Raw genomic sequence first — 18,967 nt, 5'->3', positions numbered from 1 at the left:
GCCACCATTGGCATCATCGGCGGCGGCCAGCTCGGCCGCATGCTGGCCATGGCGGCGGCTCGCCTCGGCTACCAGACCATCGTTCTTGAGCCCCAGGCAGACTGCCCGGCTGCCCAGGTCGCCAACCGCCAGATCGCTGCTGCCTACGACGACCCCGCGGCCCTCGACGAACTGGCGCGCGCCAGTGCCGTCGTCACCTATGAATTCGAAAACGTGCCGGTTGTCGCTGCCGAACGGCTGAGCCGCACGATCGCCGTCTACCCGCCGGCACGCGCCCTCGAGGTTGCGCAGGACCGGCTTGTCGAAAAGACCTTCCTGAACGGGATCGGGATATCCACAGCCGGCTTCCGCTCTGTGAACAATGATGCCGAGCTGGCGGAAGCGCTGAAGGCCTTCGACGGCAGCGGCGTGCTGAAAACCTGCCGCATGGGTTATGACGGCAAGGGCCAGATGGTCTTCCGCAACATGACGACAGGCGGCTTCGATGGAGCCTGCGCCTCGCTCGGCAATGTGCCGCTGGTGCTCGAATCCTTCGTCGCCTTCGCACGCGAAATCTCGATCATCGCCGCGCGCGGCACCGACGGCAGCATCGCCGTCTTCGATCCGGCCGAGAACGTGCATCGCAACGGCATCCTGGCGACCTCGACGCTGCCGGCCACGATCGGCAGCGAAACAGCCATGGCGGCACGTGACGCGGCACGCAAGATCCTCACGGCACTCGATTATGTCGGCGTCATCGGCGTCGAGTTCTTTGTCCTTGCCGACGGCTCGTTGTTGGTCAACGAGATGGCGCCGCGGGTACACAATTCAGGCCATTGGACCGAGGCGGCCTGCGTGGTCTCGCAGTTCGAGCAGCACATCCGCGCCGTCGCCGGCCTGCCGCTCGGCGACGCCAACCGCCACTCCGACTGCATCATGGAAAACCTGATCGGCGACGACATCGAAAGGGTGCCGGCCCTGCTCGCCGAGCCCGACGTCGCTGTGCATCTCTACGGGAAGGCCGAAGCCCGCCCCGGCCGCAAGATGGGCCATTTCACGCGGCTGTTGCCGCGCCGCTAAAAGACAGTCCTCAGCATGGGGCCGGCTGCATCTGTGGCCGCGCCGGCTCGCCTTGCTGCCAAACTCACGCAGCAGGCCTTTGCAGCGAACCGAAGAAGCCGATGATGCGCGTTATGCGTTTCTGGTCGGCGTCGACAAAGGCGATGTCGAGGCCCTCGGGCGGCGATGATCCATCGGGCATCACGAACTGCCACGCGAAGCGCGCGACGCCATGATGAACATCCACCTCGCTTGTGCGCAGGATACGGGCTCCGGGGTGCCTGGCCTGAATTCCCGCGATATGCGCAAGCAGCTCTTCCACGCCTTCGGCATGGACGGAGGGGTCGGTGTAGGTTGCACCCTCGCTCCACACCGAAAGCAGCAGGGCTCGCCGCTGCCCGGCATTCTCCGTGGACCAGGCAGAGCAATAGGTGTCGACGAGAAGCGTCAGAGACATTCCGTTTCCTTCATATCAAGTGTTGGCATGAGGCTGGCCGACAGGTGGCCAGCCTCCTCGCTGCGGTGGCTCTCAGGCGGCCTTACCCATGAACTGCGTCAACGCCGCGAAATCTCCATGCAACTGGCCGGCTGCAATCGCCCGCTGGAAGAGGAAGCCGTATCCGTCAACCACGGATCGGTCGATGCCACGCGCATCCATGAGTTCCAGGAGGTGCTGGAACGCACTGTGATGGATGGAAATCGACGAAAGCGTCTCCGCGTCGCTGGCAAAACGGCCGGCATCGGTGCGCTTGATGAGATCAGTGACAAGCCCTTCGACAACAGGCGCTGTCGCCGTCCACTGCCGGCCCAGCTCACCGAGCTCGATGTCTTCGGCCTGGCACACGGCGATCGAGTTGAGCGCTCCGAACAAGGCACCCCACATCAGCGCCAGCAGAGCGCTATCAAGCGCATTGGCGCGTCCAGGGTCTTGTCCGACATGCTGGACATTACCGCCCAATGCGCGAAAGACGGCTTCGTTTTCCTGAAAGGCCTCGCCCTGCCCCGAGAACAGGATCGTACCCGCGTCAGTGCCGATGAAATCCGGCGTCGCCATGATTGCGCCGTCGAGGTAGAAGGCGCCGTGCCTGGCGCACCATTCGGCAACTTCGCGCGCCCCTTGCGGCGTTCCCGACGTCAGTTCGACGATCAGCTTGCCGCGGACGGCGGAAGCGACCGCATCGTCGCGCAGGATGCCTGCAGTCGCCTTGTAGTCGCTGACATTCACGATGATGACTTCAGCTGAAGTCACGGCCTCAAGTGCTGAAGATGCGACGGTTGCGCCGAGCAAGGCGAGCGGTTCGGCCTTGTCTTTTGTACGATTCCAGACGATCGTCCGATGCCCCTCGGCAAGCAGGGCGCGGGCAAGTGCCGAGCCCATGCGGCCGGTTCCAACAACCGCGATTGAACGCTTCATTCCAACTCTCCATATCCGGTGGCGGCGCCACGAAGCGACGTCGGTCGCGACGTGGTGGAGGTATGCCGATATGGGCGGCGCACAATACGAACCCGGACGTAAGTGGTCACCTGACGGTAAGGAGAAATGCATGGACAAGATGGCGGACAATGGCTTTGCCGCGGCTGTCAGGATGACCGAAGGCAAATGGAAGATAGACATCCTTTGCCAGCTCGGAACGGCATCGCGCCGGTTTGGCCGGCTGAGGCAGTCGATCCCCGGAATCAGCGAAAAGATGCTGGCGCAGCAATTGCGCGAAATGGAGGCCGACGGGCTTGTCGACCGGAAGGTCTATTCGGAATTGCCGGCCAAGGTTGTCTACTCGCTCACCGAACGCGGCACAGCCCTCAATGCGGCAGCAGACTCGCTATGCCGTTGGGGTGCGCAGTTCGGCTTCCCGTGCGAGGCTCAGGACAAAACAGAATACGCCTGAGACGATACCAATCGGTCGCCCTTTTGCCCGACGTAGCAAGCGGGCAAGCATCCGGACAGACGGCCCTACTGGCCCGGAACCGGGCAGCTGAGGTCGCCCTCCTCGCATTTGAGATAGCTGCCGAGCTGCGCCACGCGCGCATCGGTCAGGCTCTGCAGGCAGCCGGAATGGATCATCGGATAGGCCGATCCGCCCTCGACGCCGGAGGAGGCGAACTTGCACTCGGCGTCGCGGAACGCAATCCAGGCGCGCTGCGAGTCCTGCAACAGCTTGCGCGCGCCAGCGTTGTCGGACAGGCGCTTCATGATGTCACCATAGGCGAAATTCAGCTTGGCGTCAGAGGCCACGTAGTCTTGGGCCGCACAGGTGTTCATGCCCATCTGGGTCTGGTCGTTGCGGTCGCACTCCTCGGCCGACGCCACCGATGCCACCATCACGCCGGCCATTGAGATCAAGAGAATCGAAAGCCGCATCTGCCTCTCCTTTGTCTGACGAGCGGGAGGATTCCAGTGAGGCCGTCCACTGGCAAGTCCCGGTCCCGGCGCGGCCATGACCATTGCCGGCAAAAAAGCCAATCAATCCGCCATGCTGTGCCCTGTCGCGGTTGACTGGCAAAGACTCCTCGTCTAAGAGCCACTCACACAAATTGGGCGCGCACTTTGGGCGTGCTTTTGGTTTCGGCCCGGAAGATGGGCCCCATCTGACGGGTTAGTGACATGAAGATCAAGAATTCGCTCAAGGCGCTCAAGGGCCGCCATCGTGACTGCCAGCTGGTTCGTCGCAAGGGCCGTATCTACATCATCAACAAGACTGCGCCGCGCTACAAGGCCCGCCAGGGCTGATGCTCGTCCGGCCACTCGCGGCCGGCGCATCACGGCAATTTCAGTTTGACGTTCCCATGCGGGGGTCTAGAATTTCCGCATGCGGAGCGTTTTTGCCTTTTTTGTCCTGACCATCGCGGCAACGCCGCTGCCGCTCCAGGCGTTTGCCCAGACGAGCGGCAATACCGTCGTCGCCAAGGCCGACACCCAGCTCGATTCGCTGTTTTCCGACCTCAAGCGTGAGCGCAACGAAAAGGCCGCCGAACGCCTCGCCAACCGGATCTGGGAAGCCTGGTACAGGTCTGGCAGCGCTTCCGTCGACCTCATGATGCTGTGGGCGCAGCAGGCGCTGGAAGCCAAGAAGTTCGACGTCGCCCTCGATTTTCTCGACCAGGTCGTGACCCTGCAGCCCCAATATGCCGAAGGCTGGAACCGCCGCGCCACCGTGCATTTCATGATGGGCAACTTCCGCAAGTCGATGACCGACATCGAACGCACGCTGGAGCTTGAGCCGCGCCATTTCGGCGCCCTCTCCGGCATGGCCCAGATCATGGCCGCCACCAACCACAACGAGCTGGCACTGCAGGCCTGGCAGCGTGTTCTGGTCATCTACCCGATGCTGCGAAATGCCCAAAACGAGGTTTCGCGGCTGGAGGAAGAGCTTGCGGGCGAAGGGATTTGAGAGAACAGGGGAATAAGGGAGTGGGGGAATAGGGGAACGTCGCCTATTACTGCCCCAACCCTTGTTCCCTTACTCCCCACTCCCCTACTCCCATCCCGTACCCCCATCCCCCTCACGCCACCCGCACGCATGAACATCCTCACCTTCGTCCTGGTCCTGCTCGTTGCGATCGTGCTTGCCCTTGCCGGCTTTACCGGCGTGGCCTCATGGCTGATCGAGCGCCGCAATCCGCCGGTGGGCAGCTTCATCGACATAGCGGGCGCCAACATCCATTACGTCCATGTACCGGCGCCTGTTGGCGCGGAGCTGCCGCCGCTGGTCTTCATCCACGGCGCATCCGCCAACCTGAAGGACCAGATGCTGCCGCTCAGGCCACAATTCGAAGGCCGCGCCGAGATGCTGTTTTTCGACCGGCCCGGCCATGGCTGGTCCGAACGCGGGCCCAGCAGCAACGAGACGCAGGAAGGGCAGGCCACGACCATCGCTACCCTGATGGACAGGCTCGGTGTCAAGGACGCCATCATTATCGGCCATTCGTTCGGCGGCTCGATCGCGGCGACCTTCGCCCTGGAGCACCCTGAGAAGACGCGCGGGCTGCTGTTCCTGTCGGCGGCAACGCATCCTTGGCCGGGCGGAGACACCTCCTGGTACTACAGCCTGAGCGCCAGGCCGGTGGTCGGGCGGCTGTTCGCCGCGATGGTTGCCAATCCGGCCGGGCTGATGCGCATCGATGCGGCCACGACCTGCGTCTTCTCGCCCAACAAGGTGCCCGATTTCTATGTCGACGAAGCCTCCATCAAGCTGGTCCTGCGGCCGCAGCCGTTTCGCGCCAATGCGATTGATGTCGAGGGCTTGTACCGGCACGCGCTGAAGACGGCGCCTCGCTATCCCGAAATCAAGGCGCCGACTGTGGTGCTGTCGGGCGACGCAGACACAGTCGTCTACGAGGAGATCCATTCGATCGGCCTTGCCCGCGACATTCCTGATGCCGAGCTGGTCTGGGTCAGGAACCTCGGCCACAAACCCGACTGGGTGGCACCTGATCTGGTCGCGGCAGCGGTTGAAAAGCTCGCCGGCCAACCACGTGACCTGCAGGCGATGGCGCGGCAGGTCGAGCCCCGCATTGCCGGCGACGCGTTCGGGACGGATATGTGCGTGAACGAGAAGGCGCCAAATTAAGGGAGTAGGGGAATACGGGAGTAAGGGAATATCGAGAACGAGCAGGACGGCTTAAGCCGCCTATTCCCCTACTTTCTTACTCCCCTACTCCCATAAATTACCTGCTGCCTTTGCCTTCCGGCCCGACATAGGCGATGCGCAGCATGTTGGTCGAGCCGGGGGTACGGAGCGGCACGCCGGCAGTGATGATGACGCGGTCGCCGGCAGCGGCGAAACCTTCGTTGAAGGCGACGTTGCAGGCGCGGTCGACCATGTCGTCGAGATCCACCGCATCCGGCGAGACGACGCAATGCGTGCCCCAGAGCAGCGACAGGCGGCGCGCGGTGGCGAGGATCGGCGACAGCGCGATGACAGGCACCTGCGGCCGCTCACGCGCCGCGCGCAGCCCGGTGGTGCCCGAAGCGGTGTAGGTGACGATTGCCGACAATTTCAGCGTCTCGGCGATTTCGCGCGCCGCAAGTGAGATGGCGTCGGCGCCGGTCGCTTCCGGCTGCGAACGCTGGGCGTTGATGATGCCGGGATAGGTCGGATCCTTTTCGACCTGCTGGGCGATCCGGTCCATGGTCGCGACCGACTCGACCGGGTACTGGCCGGCAGCCGACTCGGCCGACAACATAACGGCGTCGGCGCCTTCGAACACCGCCGTTGCGACGTCGGAAACTTCAGCACGGGTCGGCACCGGGGCCGTGATCATCGATTCCAGCATCTGGGTGGCGACGACCACAGGCTTGCCGGCACGGCGAGCCGCGCGGGTGATCTGTTTCTGGATGCCGGGCACGGACTCGATCGGCATCTCGACGCCGAGATCGCCACGGGCGACCATCAAGGCATCGGACAGCTCGATGATTTCGGCGAGACGGGCAACCGCCTGCGGCTTCTCGATCTTGGAGAGCAGGAGCGCGCGCCCTTGGGCGATCTTGCGCGCCTCGGCGAGGTCCTCGGGACGCTGGATGAAGGACAGCGCGACCCAGTCGACGCCGGTTTCGAGCACCGCGTCGAGGTCCTTGCGATCCTTTTCAGTCAAAGCGCCGACCGGCAGGTCGGTGTCGGGCAGGCTGACGCCCTTCTTGTCGGAAATCTTGGTGCCGGCAACGACCGTGCAGACGATCGACTTGCCGTCGGTCTTGGTTGCCCTGAGCTCCAGCTTGCCGTCATCGATGAGCAGGCGGTGGCCGGTCTGGACCGACTTGAGGATTTCAGGATGCGGCAGGTGGACACGGCTCGACGTGCCGAGGTCGGGGTTGTCGTCGAGGGTAAAGGTCTGGCCGACTGATAGCTCTTCCTTGCCATTGGCGAACTTGCCAACGCGGAGCTTGGGTCCCTGCAGGTCGGCGAGGATGCCGATGGGCCGGCCAACCGCCTCTTCGACCGCACGGATACGGCCAACAAGCGTGCGCATCGAATCGTGGTCGGTATGGCTCATATTGATGCGGAAGACATCGGCGCCCGCATCGAAGAGCTTGCGGATCATGACCTCGTCGGAAGAGGCCGGACCGAGTGTGGCGAGTATCTTGACCTTGCGGCTACGTCTCATTGACCGTTCGTTCCCGAGGCGGCCGCATTGCCGCCCGTTGCGGGCTCGTCGGTGAGCTGGACCATCCAGTTCGCCTGCTCGCCCGTGTCGTATTCCTGGAAGCCGGCACGCTGGAAACCGCGTGCTACGCAGTCGGTGACCCCGGCAACCTTGAACTCTTTTTCAGCCACGCACATGTTGATGGGGCCGTCCCAGCGTCCGCCCCGCTCGGCATCTTCTGCATAGAGATAATAAAACCTCGATGACAGCGGGCCTTCGATCAGCGTCTTGCAGGTCTGCCCTTCGATGTGCCACCAGCCTTCGGTGATCCAGCCCGCCTTGGCACGATAGCCGATGCCGACGCCGACGAGGCTCTGCGTCGCGTTGCAGACCCTGAAATCGGCACGCGCAGGCGTCGCGGCAACGGAGGCAAACAGGGGAACCGCCAGGAACAGGAAAAGCAATGCGAAGGCTGAGCGTGCGCGCGGCCTCCCGGCAAGTTCCATCCCCAAGCCCCTCTTCGACGTATTTTTCATTTTCTGGTGCCCTTTTCGGCAATGTGCAAGCGCATGTCAACGCATGGCACGGCGCTTATCCAATCGATTTAGATGCGCTCGGCCGCCGTGATTTGCCACCCCATCTGGCATATTCGAAAAAAGGTTGGCAAAACAACGGCGTTAGCACATATCCCCACAGCTGCAACGGCGTCAAAACCTACACCGAAGCCGTGCCGAAGGACAATTTGCCTCCGATGACGCGAAACACTCTCTTTGCCCCGTTCGAAATCATCGACGGCGACCGCGCCCAGGGGCTGGTGCTTTTGTGCGACCATGCCCGGCGCGACCTGCCGCAGGAATATGGTGATCTCGGCCTGCCGCCCGAGGAGTTCGAGCGCCACATCGCCTATGACATCGGCGCCGAACAGGTAACCCGCAAGCTGGCGGCGCTGATCGGCGCGCCGGCGGTGATGGCCAATTTTTCGCGCCTTCTGATCGACCCCAATCGCGGCGAGGACGACCCGACCCTGATCCGCCAACTCTATGACGGCTCGGTCATCCCGGGCAATTATCCAATGTCCGGGGAAGAGCGCGAGCGCCGGCTCGACACTTTCTACCGACCCTATCATGACGCTGTCGGCGCCATGATCGCCTCGGTGCACCGGGAGACCGGTACGGCACCCTTCATCCTGTCGGTGCATTCCTTCACGCCTGTCATGCAGGGCCGTATCCGGCCGTGGCATGCCGGCGTGCTGTGGGACATGGACCATCGTGCCGCCTGGCCGCTGATCGAGATGCTGGCCGAGGACATCGGCTTGGTCGTCGGCGACAACGAGCCCTATGATGGGGCTCTGCGCGGCGACACCATGTACAAGCACTGCATCGTCAACGGCTTTGCCCATGCGCTGATCGAAGTCAGGCAGGACCTGATCGGCGACGACGCCGGAGCCGGAGCCTGGGCAAATCGGCTGGCGCCGATGGTTGACGCGATCAACCGCCGTGCCGACATACACGAAGTCAGACAATTCGGCTCGCGCACCGGGCCGCTGTGAAGGAGGTTACCATGGCCGAACTCAGTGAGGCGCAGCAGCGCGAATTCGAGGCGGCTGCCTTTCGCCGCCTGCTCGAACATTTGCGCGAGCGCTCCGACGTGCAGAACATCGACATGATGAATCTCGCCGGCTTCTGCCGCAATTGCCTGTCCAACTGGTATCGCGACGCAGCCGCAGGCACCGGCGTCGAGTTGTCCAAGGAGGCATCGCGCGAGATCGTCTACGGCATGCCTTATGCCGAGTGGCAGGCCAAGTATCAGCGCGACGCCAGCGATGCGCAAAAGACCGCCTTCGAGGCCAGTCGACCCAAGGATCACTAGGCGATATTACGTCGCGTCGTGTCAGCTGCGCCGCCACGTCCCCTTGACCCTCCTGCCGTCATCGGGCATCGAACCGGGCCGAAATGCCCCATGGCGCGCCGAGTCGCGCTGTTCCAATCACAATTGCGGAGTGCCCCATGGCCGACGAAATCACCGATACCAGCCAGACCGTTGCCGCCGGCCAGTTGCGCGCCTTTATCGAGCGCATCGAGCGGCTTGAAGAAGAAAAGAAGACCATCTCCGACGACATCAAGGACGTCTACGCTGAGGCCAAGGGCACCGGCTTCGACACCAAGGCGCTGCGCACCCTGATCCGCCTGCGCAAGCAGGACCAGGCCGAGCGCGACGAGGCGGAAGCAATCCTCGACCTCTACAAAGCCGCTCTCGGCATGAGCTGAGGCCAATATGGCTGCGGCGCATCCAAGCGACCCCGCCGCAGCCATCTTAGCAAGCAATCTACGCCACGTTTCGGGACTGCAACCGCGCAGCCATACTGGCTTTCCCCACGCCAAACGCGCCCGCAAAGTTCAAGACCTGATCGACCATCAGCGCGATCTGGTCTCCACAATCACAGTCCGGTAGCGACGAATTGGCAATGACGCCCAACGGCGTCGGCCAACCGCGCAGGGCGTGCACGATCGAGCGCAGATGCTGCAGCGTTGAGCCGCCAGCCTGCCAGCCGGCGGCTGCGGCGATCAGCCCAACGGGCCGCCCTTCGAGATATGGCCTGATATCGCCACGCAAGTGCTCGACGTAATCCAGCGCATTCTTGACCATGCCCGACACCGAGCCGTGATAGCCCGGTGATGCAACGACGACGCCGTCCGCGCGGCGCAGGGCTTCGACGAACGCCAGCTCGGCCGCGCCGAGCGCGACGGTGCCATAGATCGGAAACACCAGCCCTTCGCCGCTGAAGGCCAGCGTATCGGCACCTGCCGCCTGCGCCGCTGCCAGCGCCCGGTGCAGCAGCCGCTCCGAAGACGAGCCGTTGCGTGTCGTTCCGCCGATCCCGACGATTAGGGGTCTCGCAGCCATTCTGTCCTCCCGAGGCATCTCTGTTTCGGCCTTCAGGAGACAGGCAACGGCATTTAGCGGCAAATGACCTTTTCGGACGAGGCGATCTCGTTTCGGCATCGGCACAATCGGTACGACCAAACATTTGCGCGTGGTGCCCAGATGACCGGCAGTGCAGACGAGCCAAAGGCTCAGACCCCGAACGACAGCCTCAGCTTCGGCCGGCTCGGCATACGCCGGGCCCAGCTCCTGAAGAACCTGCAGCACTTCGTCGTCGCCGCCGAACTCGGCAGCTTCCACAAGGCGGCAGATAGGCTGGCGATCGTGCAGTCGGCGCTGTCGCGGCGCATCGGCGATCTGGAGGCACAGCTCGGCGGCAGGCTGTTCGAACGCGAGCCTACCGGCGTGCGGCTGACCTTGGCCGGCGCAGCGCTGCTGGAAGACGCATCGCGCATCCTGCGCGAGGTCGACCTCGCCATCCGCCGCTTCGACCTCATCGAAAGGGGCCAGGTGTCGCTGCTGCGCGTCGGCTTCAATGGTGCTGCGATGATGTTTGCGCCGGTCCCCGACGGTCTGCAGGCGTTCCGCAGCACCAATCCGACGGTCGAACTCCGACTGACGCCAATGCTGTCCGAGCAGGCATTCCAGGCGCTGGCGGCGGGCACAATCGACCTCGGCCTGGCCTATGATCTCGGCTACCCGCACAGCCTGAAGTCGCGACAGCTTGTGCTGGACGACCTGGCGCTCGCTTTGCCCGAGCATCATCCGCTCGCCTCGCGGCCAAAGCTTGTGGTCGAAGACCTCGAGGGTGCCGACTTCATCGGCATGGACCTCGCCCAGTCTGGCCTGATGGCGGAGAAGGTCGCGCTGGCCCTGCACTCACGCGGCGTCGCCATCCGCGTGTTGATGGAGACCGGCAGCACCGAGGCAACGCTGAGCCTAGTCGCCGCGGGGCTCGGCATCGCCTTCGTCAACCGCTCGCAGGCAGGGCGGCATCCGCCGAATGTCATCATTCGCGACGTCGCCGGATTTTCGGTGCCGCTGCCGCTGAAGCTGTTCTGGCGCGAGGAGATCGAGACGCCGGTGCTGCTGCGTTTTGCCGAGACACTGGCGGCGCAGTTCGGGACCGCGGGAGGTGTGGCCTGATTTCGAGATCGCCTCGTCGAAAACGGTCATTTGATCCAGTCCCTCGCCTCCGGGAAGTTGTGCCACAAACGCAAGTGGAGAACACCGCCGCATGACCCGGGAAATCAGGCTCAACGCGCTCGACCAGTGCAATCCGAGCTTCCTCGCCTTCGGCCTGTGGAGCCATCCGCGCGACAAGGCCCTCGACTTCACCAGCATCGACTATTGGGCCGACTATGCCCGCCTGCTGGAACGAGGCTTGTTCGACGCGCTGTTCCTGGCTGACTCGCTTGGCGTGCCCGACACCTACAAGCAGAGTTTCGCATCGGCTTTCCGCAGCGGCGCGCTGGCGCCGAGCCTCGATCCCGCGGTGATCGTACCGGCCATGGCGCTGGTGACCAAAAACCTCGGCTTCGCCATCACCGGCAGCGCCTCCTACGAGACGCCCTATCTGTTTGCCCGGCGCATGACGACCCTGGACCACATGACACGCGGGCGCATCGGCTGGAACATCGTCACCTCCTTCCTGCGCAGCGGCGCACTCGCCATGGGCCGCGACGAACTGGCCGAGCACGACGCGCGCTACGACGCCGCCGACGAATTCATGGAAGTGATGTACGGGCTGTGGGAAGGCTCGTGGGCCGACGATGCGTTGAAGCGCGACAAGGCGAGCAGCATCTATGCCGATCCGGCATTGATCTCCGAGCTCGATCACGACGGCCCGCATCACAGAATCCGGGCGGTGAGTGCTGCCGAACCCTCGCCGCAGCGCACGCCGATGCTGTTCCAGGCGGGTGGCTCGCCGCGCGGCCGCCACTTTGCAGCAACCCATGCCGAGGGCATCTTCATCAACGGGCCGAAGCTGGAGCTTGTGGCGCCGCAGGTGACCGACATGCGCAAGCGCGCCGCCGCGCTCGGCCGCGATCCCAGGAAGCTGAAATTCTTCGCCGGCGCCACCATCATCGTCGACGAAACCGAAGCGCTCGCCCGCGCCCGCTATGAGGACTACAAGCGCCACACCAGCGTCGAAGGCATGCTGAGCCAGTTGTCGGCAGCACTCGGCATCGACCTGTCTAAATATCCCTTGGACGAGCCGATCCGCTACGAAAAGACGGACGCGGCGCATTCGCAGCTGGAGATCCTGACGCGCAAGGGCAGCTGGACGGTGCGCCAGGCAGCCGAAAGCATGGTGGTCAGTGGCCGCAATCTCTTGATGGTCGGCACACCCGGACAAGTCGTCGACGAGCTCGCCAGATGGGTCGAGCACGCCGATGTCGACGGCTTCAACATCGCCCGCATCCTGGCGCACGAGACGATGGAGAACTTCATCGGCATGGTGGTTCCCGAACTGCAGCGGCGCGGCATGTTCAAGACCGAATACGCAAAAGGCACCCTTCGCGAAAAGGTGACGGGCGCGGGTCCGCGCACGGCCCACGATCATCCAGCCTCAAGATACCGCCGGTAGAAAGCAAGCCGTGAGACGCTTCTCGATGTCATACCTGACGGCACCTGTCGCCTCGCCGCTTGAGTCGATCCGCATCGCGGCGGAGGTTGGTTACGATCACTTGGGATTGCGCATCCATCCGACCGTAGCAGCCGATGCGCCATCGCCCCTGCTTGGGAACAAGGCGCTCGTCGCTGAGTGCAAACAGCTGCTCGACGATACCGGGCTGACAGTCACGGAGGTCGAAAGCTGGATGATCCGCAGGGAGTTCGATCTGTCGCACAGCGCCGCCGCCATGGAGGCTGCGGCAGCGCTCGGCTCGCCACGCCTGATCGCCGTCGCCGACATGCGCGGCGCGATCGCACAGGCCGAGATCGAGGACCGCTTTGCCGCCCTTGCCGAAATGGCTTCGGGCTTCGGGCTCGGCGTCGACTTCGAGCCGATCGCGCACAGGGCGGCGGGAACGATCGAGGCAGCACTGGCGGTGGTTGCAGCCGGCGCCGCCCATCACGCCGGGCTGATTCTGGATATGCTGCACGTCAACCGCATGGGCATCGCCCTGGCCGAACTGGCATCGCTCGACCAGAGCCTGCTCCACAACATCCATCTCTGCGACGCTCCGCCTACGCCCGTCGACCTTGAAACGATGGTGCGCCACTCGGCCTTCGACCGCGACCTGCCCGGCGAAGGGGCGTTGCCACTGAAGGCCTATCTCCGCGCCTTGCCGAGCGACCGGCCACTCAGCATCGAGATTCCGATCATGCGTCTCGGCGAGTGCGTTTCACCTGGGGAACGGGCACGCCGCTGCCTGACCGCCTCGCGTCAACTGGTCGAAAACATCGATGGTCCGCTCGCCTGACGAGTGCCCGGCAGACAAATGCTTGCAATCGTTCACTGTATTGGCAAGTGAAGCTTTGGTTGGACTTGTAAAGACGACTGATATGATGCCCTATTTACCTGCTACAATAGCATGGTGCGACGGGCCGCACGCCGGCTCGCCACGAAGGTGAAGAGGTCGGGCATGAGCAGCGCGGGACAATTCCATCCTTCCGACAATCCCCTGGGCGGACAGAGCGGGCTTTCCGCATTCTTTTCGCGCCGCTGGAACGGCGAGGTGCCGCTCGGCCAGCTGTTCTGGTGGGACATGGTGGTGGTTGGCAGCATCATCAACGTCGCCACGACGGTGGTTGCGCTGCTGATCCTGGCCGCCAAGATGTCGGCCCTGCTGGCGGTCGCCGTCCACCTGATCCCGCTGCCCTACAATTTGTTCCTCTATGGCAGCGTGCTGCGTACTGCCGATATCGCCGGGATACCGAACGCCGGCCCCATCAAGATCAGCGCCACGCTCTGGATCATCCTCGCCAGCCTGCTTTGAGCAACGACTGGTCCAGGCGACGGTGCCGCGGGCGCGAACAACTGCACCCGCGGGCGTATCGCGGAGAAGTGCAATTAGGCCGCAGGCTCGAAGTTCAGCGCCACGCCGTTGATGCAGTAGCGCAGGCCGGTGGGCGGCGGGCCGTCGGGGAAGACGTGGCCGAGATGACTGCCGCAATTGGCGCAATGCACCTCGGTGCGGACCATGCCGTAGCCGCGATCGACGGTGGTTTCGACCGAACCCTCGACCGGGTCGTTGAAACTCGGCCAGCCGGTGCCGCTCTCGAATTTGAGCTTGGATTCAAACAGCGGCTGGTCGCAGCCGGCACAGGCAAAGGTGCCGGCGCGCTTCTCGTACAAAAGCGCGCAGCTGCCCGGCCGCTCGGTGCCGTGGTGGCGCATCACCTGGTATTGCTCCGGCGTCAGCATCGCGCGCCACTCGGCATCGGTACGGGTGACAGGGAAGGTCTTGGCATCCATTCTGAGCATCTCCCTCGATTGTTCTTCTTGTTCGTCGTCTTCGCACAGATAGTTACGAAAGGCGCCGACTGACAGGGCATCACTTGATGGTGAGCCAAGATGCTCGGGCAATCCGGCTCGTTAATGCTTCCGCGACAGCTGCCTGGTCGCCGCTTCCAGCCCGGCCAGCGTCAGCGGGTACATGCGGTTGGCAAAGATCTCCGAGATCATCTTGATCGAACTCGTATAGCCCCAATGCTTTTCCTGGGTCGGATTGAGCCAGACGGCGTTCGGCCACTGGTCGAGCACGCGGCGCAACCAGACAGCACCCGGCTCGGGATTCCAGTGCTCGACCGAACCGCCGGCATAAGCGATCTCATAGGGGCTCATCGAGGCGTCGCCGACAAAGATGACTTTGTAGTCGTGGCCATATTTGTGGAGCACGTCGAGCGTCGGGATGACCTCGGCATGGCGGCGGCGGTTGTCTTTCCAGACGCCCTCGTAGAGGCAGTTGTGGAAATAGAAATATTCGAGCTGGCGGAACTCGACGCCCGCCGCCGAAAACAGCTCTTCCACCACCTTGATGTGGTCGTCCATCGAGCCGCCGACGTCGAAGAACATCAGGAGCTTCACCGCGTTGCGCCGCTCGGGCCTGGTCTTGACGTCGAGATAGCCGTGGTCGGCGGTGGCGTGGATGGTGCCGGGCAGGTCGAGCTCTTCCTCGGCGCCCTCGCGCACCCAGCGGCGCAGCCGCTTCAGCGCCACCTTGATGTTGCGGGTGCCGAGCTCGACGGAATCGTCGAAATTGCGGAACTCGCGCTTGTCCCACACTTTCACCGCGCGGCGATGGCGGCTCGTCTCCTGGCCGATGCGCACGCCCTCGGGATTGTAGCCATAGGCGCCGAAAGGCGAAGTGCCCGCGGTGCCGATCCATTTCGACCCGCCCTGGTGGCGGCCTTTCTGCTCTTCGAGCCGCTGCTTCAAGGTCTCCATCAGCTTGTCGAAGCCGCCCAGCGCCTCGACCAGTTTCTTCTCTTCATCGGTCAGCGTCTTCTCGGCAAGCCGGCGCAGCCATTCCTCGGGGATGTTGGCGACGTCGACACCGCCCTCGCCCGCAACGGCCTCGACGCCCTTGAAATAATGCGAGAAGACCGTGTCGAAACGATCGATATGGCGCTCGTCCTTCACCAGCGCAGCACGGGCGAGGTAGTAGAAACCCTCGACGTCGTAGCTGACAAGGTCGGCGTCGAGTGCCTCCAGCAAGGCCAGATATTCACGCAGCGACACCGGAACCTTGGCCGCCTTGAGTTCGAGGAAGAAGGGTATGAACATGGCCGGCACTTTGCTTCGGCGCGCTCGCGCAGGCAAGTCCGCCGATGCCGCATCCGGGTCCTGCATCGACGCATTGGCAGCGTTGCAACACCCGAAATCTAATTAAAGTAAAAATCGGATTCAGTCTTTCTTGGTAATTTCCCGTTAGCAATTGCCGTCAGTGGGGAGCGAGGGCCGAGTCTGCCTCCGATCCGAGTTTGTTTTGCGTACGGGTACCAATGCGTTTCTCAGCGGCGTCAGCGATCGTTCTCGCCAGCCTGGCTCTTGCCGGCTGCACCTCGAGCTCGGGCCTCGGCAGCCTGATGGAGCAGGCGTCGCCATCTCCTGAAACAACGAGTTCGGTGATACGGCCCTCGGCCGACATCGCGCCAATGGTCGCGCAGGCACCAATGCCCCAGCCTGTCATGGCAGCGCCGGTCGAGGTGACCACGATGACGGAAGCGCCGGTACAGGTGGCGATGGCAATGCCGACGCCGATGCCGCGGGCGCCGATGGAGCCTGCCATCGAACTCGAGGACATGCCCACGCCCGACGCCAAGCCGATTGCGCTGGTGGCGCCGTCCAACCCGATGAAGGCGACGCCGTTCGCGCCGGGCAAGATCTATGGCCGTCGCTTCCGCGACGCCAAGCCGATCAATTTCGGCCGCACGATGTCGCCCAAGAATTTCGCCGTTCACGGCGTCGACGTGTCGCGCTGGCAGGGCGAGATCGACTGGCCCAAGCTGCGCACCCAGGGCGCCAACTTCGCCTACATCAAGGCCACCGACGGCGGCGACCATCTCGACCCGATGTTCCGCAAGAACTGGCGCGCGGCCGAGGCCGCCGGCCTGAGGCGTGGCGCCTATCACTTCTTCTACTGGTGCCGCACCGCCGGCGAACAGGCCGACTGGTTCATCCGCAACGTGCCCAAGGTTCCCGGCGCGCTGCCACCGGTCATCGACGTCGAATATAACGGCGAATCGAGCTGCAAGCGCCGCCACAGCCCCGAAAAGATCCGCGAGAAGATGCAGGTCTTCATGGACAAGCTGGAGCGCCATTACGGCCAGCGCCCGGTCATCTACACCGCACCCGACTTCTACAAGGACAATCTGCGCGGCCACTTCCAGAACTATCCGTTCTGGCTACGCGCCGTGGCCGAGCCGCCATCCAAGGTCTATCCCGGCCGCAACTGGGTGTTCTGGCAGTATTCGGGCTCGGGCCTGTCGCACGGCGTCGAGGGCAAGATCGACCTCAACGTCTTCCGCGGCAGCGCAGCCCAGTGGAACCAGTGGCTGGAACGCACCGCGGGCTGATCGCCCGCGGGTCCTGGCCAGTGATTGCCTGTCGCCTCAGAGCAGGTCGTACTCGATGAAACCGGTGCGGCGAGCGACGCGATCGTAGAGCTTGCGCGCCGTGGCGTTGGTCTCGTGGGTCATCCAGTAGACATTGGTAACGCCGAGCTTGCCGGCCTCCTGCTTCACGGCTTCGATCAGGGCGGCGCCGACGCCCTTGCCGCGCACCTCCGGGTCGGCGAACAAATCCTGCAGGTAGCAATTGTTGGCCTCGGACCAGCCCGAGCGGTGGTAGAGATAGTGCGTCAGGCCGACCGCCTTGCCGTCGACGAGAGCGATCAGCCCCTTGGGCTCGAACTCGCCCTCGGTGAACATGCGCTTCCAGGCGAGCTTGTAGATGTTTTCAGGCAGGACCGTGTTGTAGAAATCGAGATAAGCGGTCCACAGTCGGCGCCAGTCCTCGTGGTCGGCAAGCTCGAGTGGGCGGATGGTGATGTCGGTCATGAAGCTCTCTCTCCTTGGATGCACCAGCGTCCTCAGAAATCTCTGATGGGACAAGGATCCAGGGCTGCCAAATCGCTGCTCCTAGCTTTCCGGCAACAGTTGGCTGGAAATGACTTCAAATCGACTGGTGCCCTTCAGAGATTCCACAAACCAGGGTCGATACGTATCGATTTCGCTATTGATCGACCTTCCGGATCGCAGCCTTGAGACAATACCATGCAACGCCATGTGCCGGGTTTTAGACGCTGGCCGCATCCAACAACTCTCCCGAAATCACTGCGCATTTTTCATGGAAATGCCATTGGCGCCCAGATCGGTCGCACAACACGAATTCAATGATTTCCGGCTGCGGTTCGTCGTCAACCCAGCGAATGATCGAGACCTCGACCTCCCTCTGGTCGCCGGACGATGCCGCCAAAATTTCACCCCTGCCGTCTCGCCATGAATGCCAGGCGCTCGAACAAATGCACGTCCTGCTCATTCTTGAGCAGGGCGCCATGCAGCTTGGGCAGCGCATTCTTGGGGTCGGCGCGCAGGTCCTCGGGCGCGACGTCGTCGGCGACCAGCAGGCGGATCCAGTCGAGCGCTTCCGAGGTCGACGGCTTCTTCTTGAGGCCGGCAACCTCGCGGATTTCGTAGAACTGGGTCAGCGCGGCGCGCACCAGGTTCTGCTTGATGCCGGGATAATGCACCTCGACGATTTTGTGCAGCGTGTCGACGTCGGGGAAGCGGATGTAGTGGAAAAAACAGCGGCGCAGGAAGGCGTCGGGGAGCTCCTTCTCGTTGTTCGAGGTGATGATGACGATCGGCCTGACCTTGGCGCTGATCGTCTCGCCGGTCTCGTAGACGAAGAACTCCATGCGATCGAGTTCCTGCAACAGATCGTTGGGGAACTCGATGTCGGCCTTGTCGATCTCGTCGATCAGAAGGACGACCTTTTTGTCGGCGGCAAACGCATCCCACAGCTTGCCGCGCTTGATGTAGTTTTTGATGTCGTTGAAGCGGCCATCGCCGAGCTGGCTGTCGCGCAGGCGCGAGACGGCATCATATTCGTAGAGACCCTGCTGTGCCTTGGTGGTGGACTTGACGTTCCACTCGATCATTTCAAGGCCGAGGCCCGATGCCACCTGGCGGGCGAGTTCGGTCTTGCCGGTACCCGGCTCGCCCTTGACCAGCAGCGGCCGCTCCAGCGCAATCGCCGCATTGACCGCCACCATCAGATCCTTGTCGGCGACATAAGCCGACGTTCCTTCAAAGCGCATGCGAAACTCCAAATTCGTCGGCGCCGACACTAGGGAGGTGTGGCCGGTGGGGCAAGCGGGACGTCCCGTCGTGATAGGCGTTCGGGACCGCCGCTACGGCACAGGAGGCAGAGCTCTCAAGCTCGCTCCAACAGACAACAAAGCGCATGAGCATGAAAAACCCCTCCACACCACAGCCCCGCAAATATCGTTGC

Annotated in this window: 23 protein-coding genes; 13 read left to right on the top strand and 10 right to left on the bottom strand. The window is 63.3% G+C overall.

The window, feature by feature from the left end; all coding sequences use genetic code 11:
- The first annotated feature begins 39 nt into the window (after positions 1 to 39).
- Complete coding sequence (locus SLT36_RS06695) at positions 40 to 1,059, top strand: 5-(carboxyamino)imidazole ribonucleotide synthase (RefSeq protein WP_432288268.1); 1,020 nt, start codon at positions 40 to 42, stop codon at positions 1,057 to 1,059.
- A 64-nt stretch (positions 1,060 to 1,123) separates the two neighbouring features.
- Here SLT36_RS06695 and SLT36_RS06690 read toward each other — a convergent pair whose 3' ends face one another.
- Positions 1,124 to 1,495, bottom strand: coding sequence for a hypothetical protein (locus tag SLT36_RS06690; RefSeq protein ID WP_432286406.1), 372 nt, complete (start codon positions 1,493 to 1,495; stop codon positions 1,124 to 1,126).
- A 72-nt stretch (positions 1,496 to 1,567) separates the two neighbouring features.
- Positions 1,568 to 2,452 carry an NAD(P)-dependent oxidoreductase gene (locus SLT36_RS06685; protein ID WP_432286405.1) on the bottom strand — a complete coding sequence of 295 codons (885 nt, stop codon included), beginning with the start codon at positions 2,450 to 2,452 and terminating at the stop codon, positions 1,568 to 1,570.
- Between the two features lie 130 nt (positions 2,453 to 2,582).
- Between SLT36_RS06685 and SLT36_RS06680 the strand changes: the two genes are divergently transcribed.
- Positions 2,583 to 2,924: a winged helix-turn-helix transcriptional regulator gene (locus tag SLT36_RS06680; RefSeq protein ID WP_432286404.1), complete on the top strand. Its 342-nt coding sequence runs from the start codon at positions 2,583 to 2,585 to the stop codon at positions 2,922 to 2,924.
- Between the two features lie 65 nt (positions 2,925 to 2,989).
- On the opposite strand, the gene SLT36_RS06675 is transcribed toward SLT36_RS06680, so the two are convergent.
- A complete protein-coding gene (locus SLT36_RS06675) occupies positions 2,990 to 3,397 on the bottom strand; it encodes a lysozyme inhibitor LprI family protein (protein ID WP_432286403.1) in 408 nt (135 codons plus the stop codon).
- A 243-nt stretch (positions 3,398 to 3,640) separates the two neighbouring features.
- Between SLT36_RS06675 and ykgO the strand changes: the two genes are divergently transcribed.
- The 3 genes from ykgO to SLT36_RS06660 all read left to right on the top strand — a co-directional run bounded on the left by ykgO (position 3,641) and on the right by SLT36_RS06660 (position 5,606).
- A complete protein-coding gene (gene ykgO, locus SLT36_RS06670) occupies positions 3,641 to 3,766 on the top strand; it encodes a type B 50S ribosomal protein L36 (RefSeq protein ID WP_018429929.1) in 126 nt (41 codons plus the stop codon).
- 79 nt (positions 3,767 to 3,845) lie between these two features.
- Positions 3,846 to 4,427, top strand: coding sequence for a tetratricopeptide repeat protein (locus tag SLT36_RS06665; RefSeq protein WP_432286402.1), 582 nt, complete (start codon positions 3,846 to 3,848; stop codon positions 4,425 to 4,427).
- A 129-nt stretch (positions 4,428 to 4,556) separates the two neighbouring features.
- Positions 4,557 to 5,606, top strand: coding sequence for an alpha/beta fold hydrolase (locus SLT36_RS06660; RefSeq protein WP_432286401.1), 1,050 nt, complete (start codon positions 4,557 to 4,559; stop codon positions 5,604 to 5,606).
- Positions 5,607 to 5,703: 97 nt separating this feature from the next.
- Here the strand turns inward: SLT36_RS06660 and pyk are convergent, their stop codons facing one another.
- Both pyk and SLT36_RS06650 read right to left on the bottom strand, forming a co-directional pair.
- Positions 5,704 to 7,140, bottom strand: a complete 1,437-nt coding sequence (pyk, locus tag SLT36_RS06655; protein WP_432286400.1) for a pyruvate kinase — start codon at positions 7,138 to 7,140, stop codon at positions 5,704 to 5,706.
- Positions 7,137 to 7,625, bottom strand: coding sequence for a DUF1036 domain-containing protein (locus tag SLT36_RS06650; RefSeq protein WP_432286399.1), 489 nt, complete (start codon positions 7,623 to 7,625; stop codon positions 7,137 to 7,139). Before SLT36_RS06650 ends, pyk begins: the two co-directional genes overlap by 4 nt.
- Before the next feature lie 245 nt (positions 7,626 to 7,870).
- On the opposite strand from SLT36_RS06650, the gene SLT36_RS06645 reads away from it, so the two are divergent.
- From SLT36_RS06645 to SLT36_RS06635, 3 genes are all read left to right on the top strand, one after another.
- On the top strand, positions 7,871 to 8,668 hold the full coding sequence (locus SLT36_RS06645; RefSeq protein WP_432286398.1) for an N-formylglutamate amidohydrolase: 798 nt from the start codon (positions 7,871 to 7,873) through the stop codon (positions 8,666 to 8,668).
- A gap of 11 nt (positions 8,669 to 8,679) precedes the next feature.
- Complete coding sequence (locus SLT36_RS06640; protein WP_432286397.1) at positions 8,680 to 8,988, top strand: DUF1244 domain-containing protein; 309 nt, start codon at positions 8,680 to 8,682, stop codon at positions 8,986 to 8,988.
- A 137-nt stretch (positions 8,989 to 9,125) separates the two neighbouring features.
- Entirely contained in the window at positions 9,126 to 9,386 is a 261-nt protein-coding gene (locus tag SLT36_RS06635; RefSeq protein ID WP_067956960.1) for a DUF2312 domain-containing protein, read from the top strand.
- A 58-nt stretch (positions 9,387 to 9,444) separates the two neighbouring features.
- Here the strand turns inward: SLT36_RS06635 and SLT36_RS06630 are convergent, their stop codons facing one another.
- Entirely contained in the window at positions 9,445 to 10,122 is a 678-nt protein-coding gene (locus SLT36_RS06630; protein WP_432286396.1) for an NADPH-dependent FMN reductase, read from the bottom strand.
- 42 nt (positions 10,123 to 10,164) lie between these two features.
- Here SLT36_RS06630 and SLT36_RS06625 point away from each other — a divergent pair, with 42 nt between their 5' ends.
- The 4 genes from SLT36_RS06625 (at position 10,165) to SLT36_RS06610 (ending at position 13,946) form a co-directional block, all read left to right on the top strand.
- Positions 10,165 to 11,148, top strand: a complete 984-nt coding sequence (locus SLT36_RS06625) for a LysR family transcriptional regulator (RefSeq protein WP_432286395.1) — start codon at positions 10,165 to 10,167, stop codon at positions 11,146 to 11,148.
- A 91-nt stretch (positions 11,149 to 11,239) separates the two neighbouring features.
- Complete coding sequence (locus SLT36_RS06620; protein ID WP_432286394.1) at positions 11,240 to 12,592, top strand: LLM class flavin-dependent oxidoreductase; 1,353 nt, start codon at positions 11,240 to 11,242, stop codon at positions 12,590 to 12,592.
- 25 nt (positions 12,593 to 12,617) lie between these two features.
- Positions 12,618 to 13,430, top strand: coding sequence for a sugar phosphate isomerase/epimerase family protein (locus SLT36_RS06615; RefSeq protein ID WP_432286393.1), 813 nt, complete (start codon positions 12,618 to 12,620; stop codon positions 13,428 to 13,430).
- 162 nt (positions 13,431 to 13,592) lie between these two features.
- Complete coding sequence (locus SLT36_RS06610) at positions 13,593 to 13,946, top strand: hypothetical protein (RefSeq protein ID WP_432286392.1); 354 nt, start codon at positions 13,593 to 13,595, stop codon at positions 13,944 to 13,946.
- A 74-nt stretch (positions 13,947 to 14,020) separates the two neighbouring features.
- Here SLT36_RS06610 and msrB read toward each other — a convergent pair whose 3' ends face one another.
- Both msrB and SLT36_RS06600 read right to left on the bottom strand, forming a co-directional pair.
- Positions 14,021 to 14,425: a peptide-methionine (R)-S-oxide reductase MsrB gene (msrB, locus tag SLT36_RS06605; RefSeq protein ID WP_182573724.1), complete on the bottom strand. Its 405-nt coding sequence runs from the start codon at positions 14,423 to 14,425 to the stop codon at positions 14,021 to 14,023.
- Positions 14,426 to 14,545: 120 nt separating this feature from the next.
- Complete coding sequence (locus tag SLT36_RS06600; RefSeq protein WP_432286391.1) at positions 14,546 to 15,736, bottom strand: vWA domain-containing protein; 1,191 nt, start codon at positions 15,734 to 15,736, stop codon at positions 14,546 to 14,548.
- A 218-nt stretch (positions 15,737 to 15,954) separates the two neighbouring features.
- On the opposite strand from SLT36_RS06600, the gene SLT36_RS06595 reads away from it, so the two are divergent.
- Positions 15,955 to 17,028: a GH25 family lysozyme gene (locus tag SLT36_RS06595; protein WP_432286390.1), complete on the top strand. Its 1,074-nt coding sequence runs from the start codon at positions 15,955 to 15,957 to the stop codon at positions 17,026 to 17,028.
- A 36-nt stretch (positions 17,029 to 17,064) separates the two neighbouring features.
- On the opposite strand, the gene SLT36_RS06590 is transcribed toward SLT36_RS06595, so the two are convergent.
- Both SLT36_RS06590 and SLT36_RS06585 read right to left on the bottom strand, forming a co-directional pair.
- Positions 17,065 to 17,511, bottom strand: a complete 447-nt coding sequence (locus tag SLT36_RS06590; protein ID WP_432286389.1) for a GNAT family N-acetyltransferase — start codon at positions 17,509 to 17,511, stop codon at positions 17,065 to 17,067.
- Between the two features lie 422 nt (positions 17,512 to 17,933).
- Positions 17,934 to 18,773, bottom strand: coding sequence for an AAA family ATPase (locus SLT36_RS06585; protein ID WP_432286388.1), 840 nt, complete (start codon positions 18,771 to 18,773; stop codon positions 17,934 to 17,936).
- Between the last annotated feature and the right edge of the window lie 194 nt (positions 18,774 to 18,967).

Source organism: Aminobacter sp. BA135 (assembly GCF_050859125.1).
Taxonomy (GTDB): domain Bacteria; phylum Pseudomonadota; class Alphaproteobacteria; order Rhizobiales; family Rhizobiaceae; genus Aminobacter; species Aminobacter ciceronei.
This window is presented reverse-complemented; position numbering and strand designations above follow the sequence as displayed.